This window comes from Kribbella sp. NBC_00382 (assembly GCF_036067295.1).
Lineage (GTDB): Bacteria > Actinomycetota > Actinomycetes > Propionibacteriales > Kribbellaceae > Kribbella.
On sequence record NZ_CP107954.1, the window covers coordinates 2,975,247 to 2,989,846 of the forward strand.

Below are 14,600 nucleotides of genomic sequence, written 5' to 3' on the forward strand. Positions count from 1 at the left end.
CGGCGCGAGGGCTGGGTTAGCGGGCGCTGGTTGGGGGAGTTGGCGGGGTGAATCTGGACGACGGTACGCCGGTCGGTGGCTGGGATGACGGGAACCCACCGGGCGTCAGACTCCCAGTGGGCACCCCGCCAGTCGGCTGCGAGCTGGTGAACCCGCTGGTCGGCTGCGAGCTCGGAAAGCCAGTCGGCTGCGACGACGGGAAGCCGGTCGGCTGCGAGGACGGGAACCCACTGGGCGTCTGGCTCGGGAACCCTCCGGGTGGCTGAGACACGCACGGGCTAGGCGTCTGCGTCGGTACCCCACCCGGCGTCTGCGTCCCGCCGGGCGTCTGCGTCCCGCTGGTCGGCTGCGACGAGGGGAGCCCGCCCGGCGTCTGGGACGGCGGCTGCCCGCCTGTCGGCTGCGACGTCGGCAATCCGCTGGGTGGCTGGGACGGGAAACCGCCAGGCGTCTGCGAGCCAGCGAGTGGTTGGGATGGGGAGGTGCTGGGTGACGCAGCCGGGGCTGCGCCGGCAGCTGGCTGGGAGGGGGCGGTGGTGGTTGGTGCGGCGGGGGCTGCGCCGCCGGCTGGGCGGGAGGGGGCGGTGGTCGACGGGGACAAAGGGAAGCCGCCAGGCGGCGTCGACGACGGGGCACCGCCGGGGGGCTGCGACGAGAGTGGGCCGCTGGTGGGCTGGGAGGAGGGGAAGCCAGTCGGCTGCGAGGACGGGAAGCTGGGGGAAGACGGGAAGCCGGGGGTGGACGGGAAGGCGCCGGGGGTGGATGGCTGGGCGCCTGGGGTTTGGGTGCCGGTGGGGAACGGGGTTTGGGTTGGGCAGGGGGTGCCGGTGGAGCGGGGGAAGAGTTGGTAGACGCGGACTGTGCCGTAGTGGAAGCGCAGTTCGGACAACCGCTCAAGGGCCGCCGGCGGCGTCGCCAGGCGTTCGTCGACCAGCAACCACTGGACGCCGTACTGCGTGCGCAGCGTCTCCAGGATCTCCCGCGTCGGCGCGGTGAACGCCTCGTCGTTGAGCCGCAGGCGCTCCGGATTCCAGAACCCGCCCTGGACCTTCGAGTCCGCCACATAGCTGTCGTCGACCCGCTGTGTATAAGCCCAGCCCTCGACCAGCACCCGCCTCTCGGCATACCCGGCGATCCAGTACGAGCCCGTCAGGCAGCGAGAGACGCCCGCCTCGCGGCAGTGGATGTTCGTGGCGATCAGATCGCCAGGCCCGGAGTTGCGCCGGATGAAGCGAGCCGCCTCGATCCCACCCGGTGCGATCGACTCGTACGCCGTCAGCGCCGGCGACGCGAACTCCTTCAGCGACCCCAGCGTCGGCGACACCGTCAGCCCCAGCACGACCGCCACCGCGACCACGGCCCACCGCTGCCGCTTCAGCCGCAGCAACAGCCCAAGGAGGCCGACCCCAATGACAGCGATGACCAGCGCGACCACCATCGGCTGCGCGAAACAGCTAGCGCTAGTGCACGAGTCCTCTGACCGGTAGCGGCCCCAGTAGATCGCCGCCGCCCCGATCAGCAGCGCCGGCGCAGCGACGTAGTACTGCTTCCGATCGAGCGACCCCAGCCCCCAGGTCGCGAGCAGGATGCCGTAGATGAAGCCGGTACGGACGAAGAACACCTGTGTCTGACCACTGTCGTACAGCAGCCCAGTCGCGATGACAGAGCTGACCAGACCGACCAGCAGAAACAGCACCATCGGATCGCGAGGCAGCCGTCGCCGGATCAGTACCGCACCCACAGCAGGCAGCAGCCAGCCGAGCACCATCACCACTGCGATCACCACCAAGGCCGCAGTGCTGTGCTGCGCGGTCATCACATCCATCATGTGCCGGAAGGTTCGTGCCGGATGGAACTCCACGTTGGACGCCTTGCCCCGCAGTACGACGAGGAAGGTGAACCCGTAGCAGGCCAAGACACCCACGCCGAGTACCAGCGCGCGCAGGTTGAGGCGGCCGGCTCGCACGGTGAGATAGACCCACGCGGCAGCCAGCCCAGCGGCGTACACGGGTAGTGCGGACGCCTTGGTCACAGAGATCGCAGCGATGAGTACTGCAGCCGCCACCAGCATGCCGATGACCTGTGCACGCGTCTGTGTGGCATTGCGCCGCAGCAGCAACGCAGTGACGGCTATCAGCGGCAGCACGAGCACAGTGGAGAACGCCTGCGATGGGTTGGTGATCCAACCCATCGAGAACGGGCTGTCGTTGAACAGGCGCGCGTCGACCGCCCACGGCCAAGCAGCGAGATCCCCTGCGGCCACTGTCAGCCCTGCGGCGATCGGAGCCGCCACAGACCGGCCAGTCAGTACTACGCCAACCGCGGCCGCGCCGAGCACCGTCAGGAGGAGGAAGGCGAAGGGCGCCATCCGCTGCGTCAGTACATCGAGTTCGACGCTGGATATCCAGTGCGCTGACGCCAGGTGGTCGTAGACGCCGAAGTGGCTCGTCAGCGGCCGGCCGGACGCGTAGGGGATCTGCGGCGGGAAGTGATGGGCCAGCTCGCCGGCCAGCGCGAGGTTGCGCGTGGCGTCCGAGTCCGACCGCAGGGCGGCCGGTCCGTCGATCGGGATGAGCTGTGAGCCGACCCGGACGAACCAGGCCGCGACCACACCGACCGCGACCATGACGCCGGCCAGAGCCCACCAGGGCGTCTGCTTCACCGGCAGCTTGCTTCGCGGTACGGCGCGGTAGACACCGAACGCGAGCGACGGCAGCAGCAGGGCCGCCAGCGGGATGTCGAAGTACCGGCCGATCGGGTAGACGAGAGACTCGACGGCCAGCCCGAACGAGGTGCCGAGCACCGCGTCCACAGTGAACCAGCCGGTACCACCGGTCAGCCGGCGCCAGAACAGCGTGCCGGGGACGGCGATCACGAGCAGCAGGTAGCCGAGATAAGCACCCGAACTCCACGGTTTGTGGTCCTGCAGCGCGATGAACCAAGCGAGCGGTAGTACCGGCAGGCTCGCCAGCGAGGCAAGCCCCATCGCCCGTCCTGGTCTCGTCATACATGTCCTCTCGGTCGCGTCCTCGCACACGGAAGAGAGCCCCGGACGACGAAAAGTTCAGTGCAATCCACAACTGCTGTCACAACCTGCGCTGACAAACGGTCAACAGTGTATGAGCCGTTTACCAGGCGGCGGCGTCCACCTACACTGAGTAGGCGAACTCCCCCTGGTCCGTCACACAGCGCACGGGAGGTCACGTTGATGCCTGCCCAGCACATCGCGGGAATGCCGGTCGAGGAGATTCTGCTCGCCGCGCTCGCCGCGGCCACTCCGATGATCGCGCTGATCGGCTGGGAGATCCGGGACCGCCTCCGGCGGTTGCGCGAAAAACTCTCGCGCACTCCCGCGGACGTCATACCGGACCGAACCGCCGATCCAGCCCCGGAGGTGCAGTAGACCGTGTCACGGCCCAGCCCACAGCAGCTAGGCTCTGTGGTCATGGCTGAGCTGACGCGGGAGCAGATCCGGGACCTGATGGGAGCTGTGCTGACCGCGCAGGGCAAGACGTTGCCGGCCGATGACAGCGCGGACCTGCGGGAGATCGGCTTCCGGTCGCTGGACTTCTCCGAGCTCGCGTTGCGGGTCGAGGACGAGATCGGTGACGAGCTGAACTTCGACGCGCCCGGGCTGCGCCAGATCGCCAAGGTCGGCGACGTGCTGGACTTCATCGAGCAGCTCCAGTCGGCGTGACCACGCGGCGCCGGTCCACTGCCCTGATCGGGGACGACAACACCGTCGTCGCCGGTGGCAAGACCGTGACGTGGCGGACCCTGCACAAACTGCCGCAGCTGCCGTCGCCGGCCGCGGTCCTGGTCGATAACGGCGCCGACGCGCTGGCCGCAGTACGGCATCACGCCGTGCACGGCACTGAGCTGCTGGTCGCCACCACCTCGCGGGTCGACCTGAGCATGCGCGAGGAGCTCGCCGACTCGGGCTTCGCGATCGTCATCGCCAAGGGCGACGAACACTCCGTCGAGCCCGCGAAACTCAAGCGGGTGGAGGAATCCGGCCGCGCCTGGCTGCTCACCTCCGGTTCGACCGGCCGCCCGACCCGGATCGGCCACACGCTCGAATCGCTGACCACCGTCACCCGCCAGCAGCAGCCGCGGACCTGGCTGCTTCCGTACTCGCCGGGCACCTACGCCTGGTGGCAGGTGGTAACGATCTCTTTGACCCAGGCGGATCAGGGTCTGGTGGTGATCGAGCCGTCCGAGCTCGAGATCTGGCCGTCGATCGCCGCCGAGCACGGCGTCACCGCAGCCTCCGGTACGCCGACCTTCTGGCGGCAGACCATCTACCGGGACACCGACGGCCTGGCCAAGGTGCCGCTCGAGCAGATCACCCTCGGCGGCGAGCCGGTCGACCAGACGATCCTCGACCGGCTGCACGAGCTCTTCCCGAAGGCCCGCATCTCCTGGATCTACGCCTCCTCCGAGGTCGGCGCCTCCATCGTCGTCCACGACGGACAGGCCGGTTTCCCCAAGGCCTGGCTGGATCGCGAGCCCAATGACGAGCGCCCGACGCTGTCCGTCGTCGGTGACGAGCTCGTCGTCGCCTCTCCGCACCACGGCGCTGGGATGGACGGCGCGGTCCACACCGGCGACCGGGTCGAGTTCGTCGGCGACCGGGTGATGATCACCGGCCGGCTCGACACCGACGAGATCAACGTCGGCGGTTCGAAGGTTTCGGCGGGCGTGGTCCGCAGCGTGTTGCTGGCTCATCCGGGTGTCGCGTGGGCGCGGGTCTTCGCCCGTAAGGCGCCGCTCGTCGGCAGGATGGTTGCCGCCGAGGTGGTGGCCAATCCCGCTCTCGGGCCGATCACGGCCGACGATCTGGTCCAGTGGTGTTCGCACCGGCTGCCGGACTACGGCGTACCGCGGCGGATCAAGTTGCTCGCGGAGATCCCGCAGAAGGAGACGTTGAAGAGCGATGTCTGACCCGACCGCAGTACCGCCGTCCTCGGTGGTGCTCGTCTCCGGTGGTTCGCGCGGGCTCGGCCTGGCGATCGTCACCGAGCTGCTGGCGTCCGGCGTGAAGGTCGCCGCGTTCGCCCGGACCGTGACCGCCGAGCTGACGGCGCTGGCGACGAAGTACCCGGAGGAACTGCACGTCGGGTCGGTGGACGTGAACGATGCCAAGGCGACGCAGGCCTTCGTCAAAGAGGTCGAGGAGAAGCTCGGCCCGATCGACGGCCTGGTGAACAACGCCGCCATCGGCCAGGACTCATTGCATGTGCACACCTCGGCCGAGCAGCTCGCGGGCATCATCCAGACCAACCTGACCTCGCCCCTCGTGCTCACCCGGTACTTCCTCCGCCGGCTCCTCGCCAAGGGGCTCAAGGGCCGGATCGTCAACGTGACCTCGATCTGCGCACAGCGCGGCTATCCGGGCCTGGTCGCGTACTCCGCGACGAAGGGCGGCCTGGACGCGGCGACTCGCTCGATGGCTCGCGAGCTGGGCGGACGCGTACTGGTCAACTCCGTCGCGCCGGGCTTCTTCGCCTCGGAGATGTCCGCGGTGCTCGGTCAGACCCAGCTCGACCAGATCGTCCGGCGGACCCCCACCGGCCACCTGACCGAGCCGGAGGAGGTCGTACCGGTCGTCCGGATGCTCCTGCTCGACCAGACCAACATCAACGGCCAGGTCCTGGTCATCGACGGAGCAGCCTCCATCTAGCGGGGCGCCTGGTCGGTCGGTCAGCCGCGATAGGAGCCGATGCGGCTGGCTTCCTCGCGGACGAGGTCGCCGTCGAGCCGCTCGGTCAGGGCGTGCTGGAAGTCCTGGAAGGCGGCCAGGTCAGTGAGGCCCTCGCCGTCGACCACGTGGACGAAGGTGACGCCGTCGGCCAGCCGGAAGCTGGCGTAGGTGAGGCCGGCCGATGCGGCGGTCGCCAGTTCGGCGAAGACCTTCTCGATCAGCCGCTGGTTCTCGTCGGCCGCTTCCGGCTTGGTCTGGTAGCGGAACACTGCTGTAGCCATGGTTGCTCTCCTTCAGAGGTTGTCACTGGTTCAGACAGGTCAGGAGGCCCGAACTCATCGCAGCGATGAGTTCGGGCCTTCAGCGCTGTCAGTACCTGTGACAGCGAATTCCTGGAGGGCACGTGAACAGCAAGATCGGTACGACCGGCGAGCAGCGCTGGGTCCTGGGGCTGACCGCGATCGGCTCGGTGGTGGTGGCGCTCGACGTCCTCGTGGTGGCGGCCGCGCTGACCACCATCCGGCAGGACCTCGGCGCGACCGTCGAGCAGCTCGAATGGACGGTCAACGCCTACAGCCTGAGCTTCGCGATGCTGCTGATGACGGCGGCGGCGATCGGCGACCGCTGGGGACGACGTCGTACGTACGCGGCCGGCCTGGCCCTCTTCACCGTCGCCTCGATCGCCTGCGCGCTCGCCCCCTCGGTGCCGCTGCTGATCGCGGCCCGTACGGTCCAAGGCGTCGGCGCGGCCGTCGTGATGCCGCTGTCGATGAGTCTGCTCGGCGCCGCGTTCCCACCCGAACGCCGCGGCTGGGCGATCGGCATCTTCAGCGGGCTGACCGGCCTAGCCGTCCTGGGCGGCCCGATGATCGGCGGCGCGGTCACCGAAGGCCTTGCCTGGCAGTGGATCTTCTGGATCAACGTGCCGATCGGCGCCATCGCCATCCCCTTGGTGCTCGCGCGCATTCCTGAGAGCAGAGGCGCCGTCCGCCGCCTGGATCCCCGCGGCGCGGCCCTGATCACGCTCGCCGTCCTCGGCATCGTCTGGGGCGTGGTCCGCGGCGCGGTCGCGGGCTGGTCGAGTCCAGAGGTCCTCGGGTCCTTCGTTGCCGGAGCCCTTCTTTTGCTGGGTTTCCTGGCCTGGGAGAACCGCGCGCCTCAGCCCATGCTGCCCTTGTCGTACTTCCGCTCCCGCGCGTTCTCAGCCGGAAACGCCGCCGGCTTCTTCCTCACGGCAGCACTGTTCGGCGCCGTCTTCTTCCTCGCGCAGTTCATGCAAGCGACCTTCAGTTCTGGGCCGTTGAAGGCGGGTCTGCAGCTCCTGCCGTGGACAGCCACGCTCTTCCTCGTCGCCCCGATCGCTGGCCGCCTGGTGGACAGGATCGGCGAACGTCCCCTGGTCGTCACCGGCCTGACCCTTCAAGCAGTCGGCATGTTCTGGATCAGCCAGGCCAGCAAGGGCCCAGTCCAGTACTCCGACCTGGTGCCGGCCCTGATCGTCGCCGGCTGCGGAGTCTCCCTGGCCATGCCCGCGACGCAGAGCGCGAGTATCGGGTCCCTGCCTCAGGAGGCGGTCGGCATGGCGTCCGGCATCTACGCCATGATGCGGCAACTGGGTGGGGTCGTCGGCGTCGCAGTACTGGCGGCTGTGTTCGCGGCGGCCGGGGGATACGAGTCCTTCGAGACCGGCTTTGCCCGTGCGCTGGCAGTCTGCGGCGTACTGTCGTTGATCGGAGCAGTGGCCGGATTGGGGATCGCTGTACGTACTAGCGCAGTGGTGCGGCTGGAGCCGGCGGAGGAGCTGGGATGAACCTGGAAGAGGAGTTCGCGCAGTACCGGGGAGAGCTGGTCGCCCACTGCTACCGGATGCTCGGCTCGCTGCATGATGCCGAGGATGCCGTCCAGGAGACGTACCTGCGCGCATGGCGTGGGTTTGCCGACTTCGAGCAGCGCTCCTCGGTCAAGACGTGGCTCTACCGGATCGCTACCCGGGTCTGCTTGAACGCGTTGCAGCACAGCAGCCGCCGGATGGTGCCGTCGGCATTGGGGGCTCCAGGCATCGACCCGCATGACCTGCAGGAACAGTCGTTGGAGACCAGTTGGCTGGAGCCGTTCCCGGACCTCCTGCTGGGCGCGGACCCGGCGCAGGTGGTGGGGACTCGGCAGAGCCTCCGGCTGGCCATGGTGGCGGCACTGCAGCACTTGCCGGCGCGGCAGCGCGCAGTTCTGATCCTGCGGGATGTCCTTGCCTGGCAGGCGTCCGAGGTGGCCGGGTTGCTCGAGACGACGACTGCTGCGGTCAATAGCTCGCTCCAGCGGGCTCGTGCGGAGATGGCCAAGCTGGCGCCTGCTGAGGACGACTTCAGCGAGCCGGATGAGCCGGTACGCCGGGCGTTGCTCGACCAGTACGCCAAGGCCTTCGAGAAGGCTGACCTGGTTGCGCTGAAGGGTTTGCTGACTCAGGACACTCGCTGGGAGATGCCGCCGATCCCGACGTGGTTCAGCGGGCGGGACGAGGTACTGGGCTTGCTGGCGACGAAGATCCTGCCTGGGGAGGGTCGACGGATCTTGGTGGAAACGGCGGCCAATGGGCAGCCCGCCTTCGCCATGTATGTGCGTGGCGGCGACGGGATCTTCCATGCGCACTCGGTCAAGGTGCTGACCTTGACCAAGGCCGGGGTGTCCGCGGTGATGGCCTTCCACAACCCGTCGCTCTTCCCTGCCTTCGGACTGCCGATCGACCGTTATCCACAGGAGTGACGGCGCGGCCAGCGCGAGGTTGGGTCCGGATGACAAACTCGTCCGCGTGAGTGATTCCGAGATCCTGCACCTGCTGCCGTCGGCGGCCGCTGCCGTCGTGCTCAACCACGAGGAGGCGGACGCGTTCCTGGCCCGTCTGGGTGGGTATGACGAGCGCGACCAAGCGCAGGTCGATCGGGTCCTGCAAGAGTTCCTGCGGAAGCTGATCCGGTCTGCCTGGGAGCGTGGCTGGACGCCTGGCGACGTGGTGCAGCATGCTCGCCGGCGGCTGGAGCCTGGAGTGGAGCCGTTGCTGCTGGCGGTGATCGCGTCCGAGCATCGCGCTTACGACGAGATCGATCCGCGCTGGCTGGACCAGCTGCTCGACTCCGGGATCGAGCCGCCGTACGCCGAGTTGCAACTAACCACCTGGGCTTCGGACCAGCGACTCGGCCGCTACCTCGCGTTGCACACGGCCCTCACGGTCGCGGGCTTCCTCCAATCGTTGCCCGGACTCGCCAGGCTGTTCCCCTTGCCCGGTACGCCGGTGCAGGCGCGCGCGGCGGGGACCGGCGTACCGAATGACAAGATGCTCGGGCGGATCAGGGCCCTGCTGGCCAAGGCGGAAGCGACCGACTTTCCCGACGAGGCCGAGGCGTTGTCGGGTAAGGCGCAGGAGCTGATGGCAAAGTTCTCGCTCGACCAGGCGCTGGTGGACGCGGATCCCGGCCTCGACCTGCCCGACGACTCCGGCGCCCGGCGGATCTGGGTCGAAACCCCTTACGTATCAGCGAAAGCACAACTCGTCGGAGCCGTTGCCTCGGCCAACCGCTGCCGCACGGTCTCGATGGAGCAACTCGCCGTCGTCACGATCGTCGGCGCCGAGCTCGACCTGCAACTGACCGAGCTGCTCAGTACTTCGCTGCTGGTCCAGGCGAATCGGGCAATGCTTGCTGCTGGCAAGCACATCGGCCGGCGCGGTGAGTCGCGGACCCGATCGTTCCGGCAGTCGTTCCTGATGGCCTATGCGCAGCGCATCGGCGAGCGGCTCCAGAAGACGACGGACGAGACGCAGGCCGCAGTACCGGCTGCCGATGCCGATCGGTTGCTTCCGGTGCTGACCAGGCGTGAGGAGCAGGTGGAGAAGCTGTTCACCAAGCTGTTCCCGGAGACGACCATGCGGCGGACCCGGATCACGAACGGCGCTGGCTGGGAGGCCGGGTTGACCGCGGCCGACCAAGCCCAGCTGCAGGCCCGCCCTCAGGTACGTCGATAGGCTGCGCGGCATGCCGAGCGTCAAGCAGACCAGCATCCCGGGACTCCTGCACATCGAGCTCGATCTGATCGAGACTCCGCAGGGATGGTTCAAAGAGAGCTTCCAGCAGGCGAAGCTGGTCGACCAGGGCTTCCCGCAGGTCGACTTCGTGCAGAACAACATGGCTTACACGACCGATGTCGGCATCACCCGCGGGATCCACGCGGAGGCCTGGGACCGGTACATCTCGCCGGCGCTCGGGCGGCTGTTCACCGCGATCGTGGATCTGCGGGAGGGCGCGACGTTCGGCCGGCTGGAGACGTTCGAGCTCACGCCGGGGCAGGCGATCTTTCTGCCCGAGGGTTGTGGCCATTCGTTCTGCACGCTCGAGCCGAACACGGTCTACACCTACCTGCTCGCCGCACATTGGACGCCGGATGCGCCGCGGACGATGGTCAACCTGTTCGATCCGCAGCTCGCAGTACCGTGGCCGCTGCCCAAGGATCAGCTGCAGTACACCGAGGCAGATGCGACGGCACCGTACCTAGATGCAGTAAAACCGATCAGGCTCTGAGGCCGGCCAGGACGATCTCGAGCAGGCGGTTGGCCTGTTCTGGCGACATGTCGCGGCCCATGGTGATCCCGCCGACCAGCCGCAGGACGTCCATCAACTGCAGGTCCTGGCGGACCGAGCCGTCCGCCTTCGCCGCCTCGAGCAGCAGGTCACCGGCCTCGCGGACGTTCACCTTGCAGGCGGTGAAGAACTCCGAGTCTTTGCCCAGCGCCACCGTCAACTCGCCGGCCAGGCTCTTCTTCGAGATGCTGTAGCCGACGAAGCTGCCCAGCCAGGCCGCCAGCGCGTCGTACGGCCCGAGCTTCTCGGCGAAGCCGTAGGCGCGGTTGCAGACCTGCTGGATCTCGTCGACGTAGACGGCCTCCAGCAGCGCGGTCCGGTTCGGGAAGCGCCGGTACAGGGTGCCGATCCCGACGCCGGCCCGGCGCGCGATCTCCTCCAGCGAGGTGTCCGTCCCGTGCTCGGCGAACGCTTCCCGCGCGGCGGTGACCAGTAGGTCGTAGTTCCGGGCGGCATCGGCGCGGGCAGGGCGAGTCGTCGGGAGTGGTGTCGAGGTCATCCGGCCCTCCTTGCCGAGGCGTAGTGGACAGCGCGACGCAAAGTCGCTCGCTAAATCGCTTGATAAAGCGGAGGGTGCCTCCGTATGGTGGAATCCGGAGGAGCTCTCCACTTCATCTGAAACCACTCTAGCCCCTCGTGGGTAAGGAGCAAGTCACACTATGTCGGCAACAACCGCGGCGCCGGCCGGCGCCAGAACCGGCTCGCCCGCGCGGCGGCCGGGGGTAGTCCTCGCAGTCATCCTGATCACCCAGTTGATGGTCATCCTCGACGGCACCGTGGTGAACATCGCGATGCCCAAGATCCAGCACGCGCTCGACTTCAGTCCCGCCAGCCTGTCCTGGGTGCAGAACGCCTACGCCCTCGCCTTCGGCGGTCTCCTGCTGCTCGGCGCCCGGGCCGGTGACCTGCTCGGCCGCCGGCGCGTGTTCATCACCGGCGTCAGCGTCTTCACCGCCGCCTCCCTGCTCGGTGGGCTCGCCCCGTCCGCCGAACTGCTGCTGGCGGCCCGCGTCCTGCAGGGCATCGGTGGTGCCATCGCAGCGCCGGCGGCTCTGACCCTGCTCATGCTCACCTTCCGCGAAGGCCCGGAGCGCCTGAAGGCTCTGGGTCTCTACAGCCTGGTCTCGTCCGGCGGCGCAAGCGTCGGCCTGGTGGTCGGCGGCATGCTGACCGACTGGGTCTCCTGGCGCTGGGGCCTGTTCATCAATGTCCCGATCGGCATCGGCCTGGTCTTCGCGGCCCGGCAGGTACTGGCCGAGACGCCGCCCGAGAAGGGCAAGTTCGACGTCGCCGGCGCGCTCACCTCGACGCTCGGCATCACCTCGATCGTCTTCGGCTTCATCCGGGTGGCCGAGGTCGGCTGGACGTCGGCCGAGGTGCTCGGCGCCTTCGCGGTCGGTGTCGTGCTGCTCACCGCGTTCGTACTGATCGAACGCCGGGTCAGCCACCCGATCGTGCCGATGCGGTTGTTCCGCAACGCCGACCGCGTCGCGGCGTACGTGACGATGCTGCTGGTGGTCGGCACGATGTTCGGGATGTTCTTCTTCCTCACCCAGTACCTGCAGGGTGTGCTGGAGTTCAGCCCGCTGCAGGCCGGCTTGGCCTTCCTGCCGCTGACCGGTCTGCTGTTCGCCTCGTCGCGGATCGTGCCGCGGCTGCTCGGCCGGATCGACGGCGGCAGGCTGATGATCGGCGGTTCGGTGTTGGTCCTGGCCGGCATGATCTGGCTGACCCGGCTCACCGAGGACAGCAGCTACCTCAGCGGCGTCGTCGGTCCGCTGGTCCTGTTCGGGTTCGGCGCCGGGATGCTGTTCATCCCGAACACCGGCCGGGCGCTGGCCGGAGTACAACCTGAGGACGCGGGTGCTGCCTCCGGCATGCTGAACGTGTTGCAGCAGGTCGGCGGGGCCCTGGGCCTCGGCATCCTGGTCACGATCTTCGGTACTGCGAGCCGCAACTCGGACGCCGCATCGAGGATCCCCGCCGAGCGGGTCCGCGAGATCCTTACCGACGGCGTGCACGCAGCCTTCGTCGGCTCCGCGATCTACGCGGCCCTGACGCTGACAGTCATCATCCTCGGCGTCCGCCCATGGAACCGTCGTACTCCCGCACCGGCGGTCGAAAGGGTTGAAGAAGTCCCCGTCGAACTCTGACCAATGGGAGTCGGCGCAGCGGTACAGCCGCTGCGCCGGCTCAGGTCAGTGCTAGTCGGTAGGTGGTCCACCGGGAGTGCTGCTGGAAGCCGAGGCGTTCGTAGAGGCTGAGGGCGCCGGTGGGGTTCTGGGTGTCGACGCCCAGGGACGCCCGCTCGAAGCCGGTCGCGGCGGCCTGCGTAATCAGAGCCGTCAATGCCACGGCGGCCAGGCCGCGGCCACGGTGCGATCGGACCGTACCGACCTGGCCCACGTAGATTTCGCGGATCCCGGTCGCCGCGGTGTCGGCCTCGTACTCGTAGGCGTTCGCGTAGGCGACGATCTGCTCACCGTCGAGGACCAGGTACGACAGTCCGGCCCGGAACGCACGCGACCCGGTGAACCAGACTTTCCAGGTCTCCTCGTCCTTCGGGGTCGAACCCCAGTGGTCCATGAACACCTCGTTGTGGACCAGCCGCAGCGCCTCGTCGTACGCCGGTTCGTACGGCACCACCCGCAATCCCTCCGGTACGCCGACCGCCGGGATCGGCAGGTCGAGCGGGCGCTGCATCGTGAACAAGTACCGGCACTCCTCGAGGCCAAGCCCGGTGAAGAGCGCGGCGGCTCCGACGTTCGTGCTGATCACGACCGTGTTGAGTTCAGCCTCGGGAACGTCCGGGTGGTGCTCCTCGTGCAGTTCGCGAGCGCGTCCGATGATCCACGTCATCAGCGCCTGCCCGAGCCCCCGACGACGCCAGCCACCCCGGACCGCGGAGTCGGTGCCGAGTCGGTCGACGTCGACCAGGTTCTTGCGCCAGTAGACGACGCCGAACGCGACCATCACGTCGTCGACCCACAGACCAACGGTGTCCCTGGCGGCATCCAGCTTCGGATCGCCGAGCTCCTCGACCAGATCCTCGGCGCTGTAGCTCTCGCCGGTCTGGTCCGTCACCTGGACGTCGCTCAGCAACGCCGCCCACGCGTCGGCGTCGGTCTTCTCGATCGGCCGGGCCTCGACCCATTCCGGAAACGTCCCCATGCCGAGAACGGTAGGGCCGGGCCGACCGCCCGGCACCTCATTTACCCGTTCAGGTAGCCAGGTTCCGGCAGAGCCACTCGACGGCGAGCGGGTAGCGGTACTCGATCCCACCGTGCTTGCCCTCGAAAAGCTCGAAATACAACCGCTCCTCCGGTACTCCGGCCTGCAGCGCCGCCCGATGGAACGCCGTCGCGCCGAAGTCGAGGTAGTACTCGTCCTGCTTGCCTGCATCGATCCACACGGCTCGCATCGACCCGAGCGCCTCGGCGTACCGAGCCTCCGTCGCGACCATGTGCACCGGATCGTGACTCAGCCAGCGTTCCCAGACCTCGGGGATGGTCCGGCCGAGCTCGTCATAGGGCAGCAGCACGGTCCCGTCGGGCTCGGCCGAGTAGGCCGCGGAGTACCCGTACATCTCGAGGAACTCCAGATCCTGCCCGGTCGTCCGGCCCGCGCGACTCTCGAAGTCGGCGAAGAACTTCGGGTACGACCCGTCGTACTGATCCCGCAGCATCCGGGCGGCCAACGGGAACTCCGGCTGGTAGCAGACCTCGAAGGCCGCATCACCAGCATGCGTCGCCAGCGCGCCGAACACGTCCGGCCGGAGCAACGGAGTCACCATCGCCGCGTAGCCGCCGCTCGACTTGCCGGTGATCGCCCGATGGTCGCGATCGGCGATCGTCCGGTACCGCCCGTCGACCCACGGCACGATCTCGTCGCAGAGATACGAGTGGTACTGCCCGGTGCCTGGCGAATCGAGGTACTGGCTGCCGCCGAGCTTCGTCCACGCGTCGACGAAGACCACGATCGCCGGCGGCACATCACCGGTCGCGAACAGCGCGTCGAGCAGCTCCGGATACGGCTGGCGGAACGGCGTCCGGTTGAACCACATCCCGAGGTGGCCGGTGTAGCCCATCGCGACGTAGATCGACGGGTAGCGCTGCTCCGATTCGTCGTACCCGGGTGGCAGGTAGACGAGCACCGGTCGCTCATGTGGGTCGCCGAGCGGATTGCCGCGCAGGAACGCACTGTCGAAGATCGTCTGGTCGAACCGTCCGGCAAGCTCCGCGGACCATGGCAACATCGGCGAGCCCCTC

At 68.2% G+C, this 14,600-nt stretch carries 14 protein-coding genes; 9 read left to right on the forward strand and 5 right to left on the reverse strand.

The window, feature by feature from the left end; translation table 11 throughout:
- Positions 1-16: 16 nt before the first annotated feature.
- The gene (locus OHA70_RS14640) at positions 17-3,007 is read right to left on the reverse strand and encodes a hypothetical protein (protein WP_328332699.1); all 2,991 of its coding nucleotides are present in this window, start codon (positions 3,005-3,007) and stop codon (positions 17-19) included.
- Positions 3,008-3,208: 201 nt separating this feature from the next.
- On the opposite strand from OHA70_RS14640, the gene OHA70_RS14645 reads away from it, so the two are divergent.
- From OHA70_RS14645 to OHA70_RS14660, 4 genes are read left to right on the forward strand one after another with little or no spacing between them, the layout of a single operon-like run.
- Positions 3,209-3,403, forward strand: a complete 195-nt coding sequence (locus OHA70_RS14645) for a hypothetical protein (protein ID WP_328332701.1) — start codon at positions 3,209-3,211, stop codon at positions 3,401-3,403.
- A gap of 42 nt (positions 3,404-3,445) precedes the next feature.
- Positions 3,446-3,697, forward strand: a complete 252-nt coding sequence (locus tag OHA70_RS14650) for an acyl carrier protein (RefSeq protein WP_328332703.1) — start codon at positions 3,446-3,448, stop codon at positions 3,695-3,697.
- Complete coding sequence (locus OHA70_RS14655) at positions 3,694-4,944, forward strand: AMP-binding protein (protein WP_328332705.1); 1,251 nt, start codon at positions 3,694-3,696, stop codon at positions 4,942-4,944. Before OHA70_RS14650 ends, OHA70_RS14655 begins: the two co-directional genes overlap by 4 nt.
- Positions 4,937-5,683 carry an SDR family NAD(P)-dependent oxidoreductase gene (locus OHA70_RS14660; protein ID WP_328332707.1) on the forward strand — a complete coding sequence of 249 codons (747 nt, stop codon included), beginning with the start codon at positions 4,937-4,939 and terminating at the stop codon, positions 5,681-5,683. Before OHA70_RS14655 ends, OHA70_RS14660 begins: the two co-directional genes overlap by 8 nt.
- 20 nt (positions 5,684-5,703) lie before the next feature.
- Here OHA70_RS14660 and OHA70_RS14665 read toward each other — a convergent pair whose 3' ends face one another.
- Positions 5,704-5,985: a hypothetical protein gene (locus OHA70_RS14665; protein WP_328332709.1), complete on the reverse strand. Its 282-nt coding sequence runs from the start codon at positions 5,983-5,985 to the stop codon at positions 5,704-5,706.
- A gap of 122 nt (positions 5,986-6,107) precedes the next feature.
- On the opposite strand from OHA70_RS14665, the gene OHA70_RS14670 reads away from it, so the two are divergent.
- From OHA70_RS14670 to OHA70_RS14685, 4 genes are read left to right on the forward strand one after another with little or no spacing between them, the layout of a single operon-like run.
- Complete coding sequence (locus OHA70_RS14670) at positions 6,108-7,514, forward strand: MFS transporter (RefSeq protein WP_328332710.1); 1,407 nt, start codon at positions 6,108-6,110, stop codon at positions 7,512-7,514.
- Positions 7,511-8,464: a sigma-70 family RNA polymerase sigma factor gene (locus OHA70_RS14675; protein ID WP_328332712.1), complete on the forward strand. Its 954-nt coding sequence runs from the start codon at positions 7,511-7,513 to the stop codon at positions 8,462-8,464. Before OHA70_RS14670 ends, OHA70_RS14675 begins: the two co-directional genes overlap by 4 nt.
- Positions 8,465-8,510: 46 nt before the next feature.
- On the forward strand, positions 8,511-9,719 hold the full coding sequence (locus tag OHA70_RS14680) for a DUF2786 domain-containing protein (protein ID WP_328332714.1): 1,209 nt from the start codon (positions 8,511-8,513) through the stop codon (positions 9,717-9,719).
- A 10-nt stretch (positions 9,720-9,729) separates the two neighbouring features.
- Positions 9,730-10,272: a dTDP-4-dehydrorhamnose 3,5-epimerase family protein gene (locus OHA70_RS14685; protein WP_328332716.1), complete on the forward strand. Its 543-nt coding sequence runs from the start codon at positions 9,730-9,732 to the stop codon at positions 10,270-10,272.
- Here OHA70_RS14685 and OHA70_RS14690 read toward each other — a convergent pair.
- Complete coding sequence (locus OHA70_RS14690) at positions 10,262-10,831, reverse strand: TetR/AcrR family transcriptional regulator (protein ID WP_328332718.1); 570 nt, start codon at positions 10,829-10,831, stop codon at positions 10,262-10,264. The two genes, OHA70_RS14685 and OHA70_RS14690, sit on opposite strands and share 11 nt — an antisense overlap.
- 160 nt (positions 10,832-10,991) lie before the next feature.
- Between OHA70_RS14690 and OHA70_RS14695 the strand changes: the two genes are divergently transcribed.
- Positions 10,992-12,485 carry an MFS transporter gene (locus OHA70_RS14695; RefSeq protein WP_328332721.1) on the forward strand — a complete coding sequence of 498 codons (1,494 nt, stop codon included), beginning with the start codon at positions 10,992-10,994 and terminating at the stop codon, positions 12,483-12,485.
- Between the two features lie 40 nt (positions 12,486-12,525).
- On the opposite strand, the gene OHA70_RS14700 is transcribed toward OHA70_RS14695, so the two are convergent.
- Both OHA70_RS14700 and OHA70_RS14705 read right to left on the reverse strand, forming a co-directional pair.
- The gene (locus tag OHA70_RS14700) at positions 12,526-13,503 is read right to left on the reverse strand and encodes a GNAT family N-acetyltransferase (protein WP_328332723.1); all 978 of its coding nucleotides are present in this window, start codon (positions 13,501-13,503) and stop codon (positions 12,526-12,528) included.
- Positions 13,504-13,552: 49 nt separating this feature from the next.
- Positions 13,553-14,587, reverse strand: coding sequence for an alpha/beta hydrolase (locus tag OHA70_RS14705; RefSeq protein WP_328332725.1), 1,035 nt, complete (start codon positions 14,585-14,587; stop codon positions 13,553-13,555).
- Positions 14,588-14,600 lie beyond the last annotated feature (13 nt).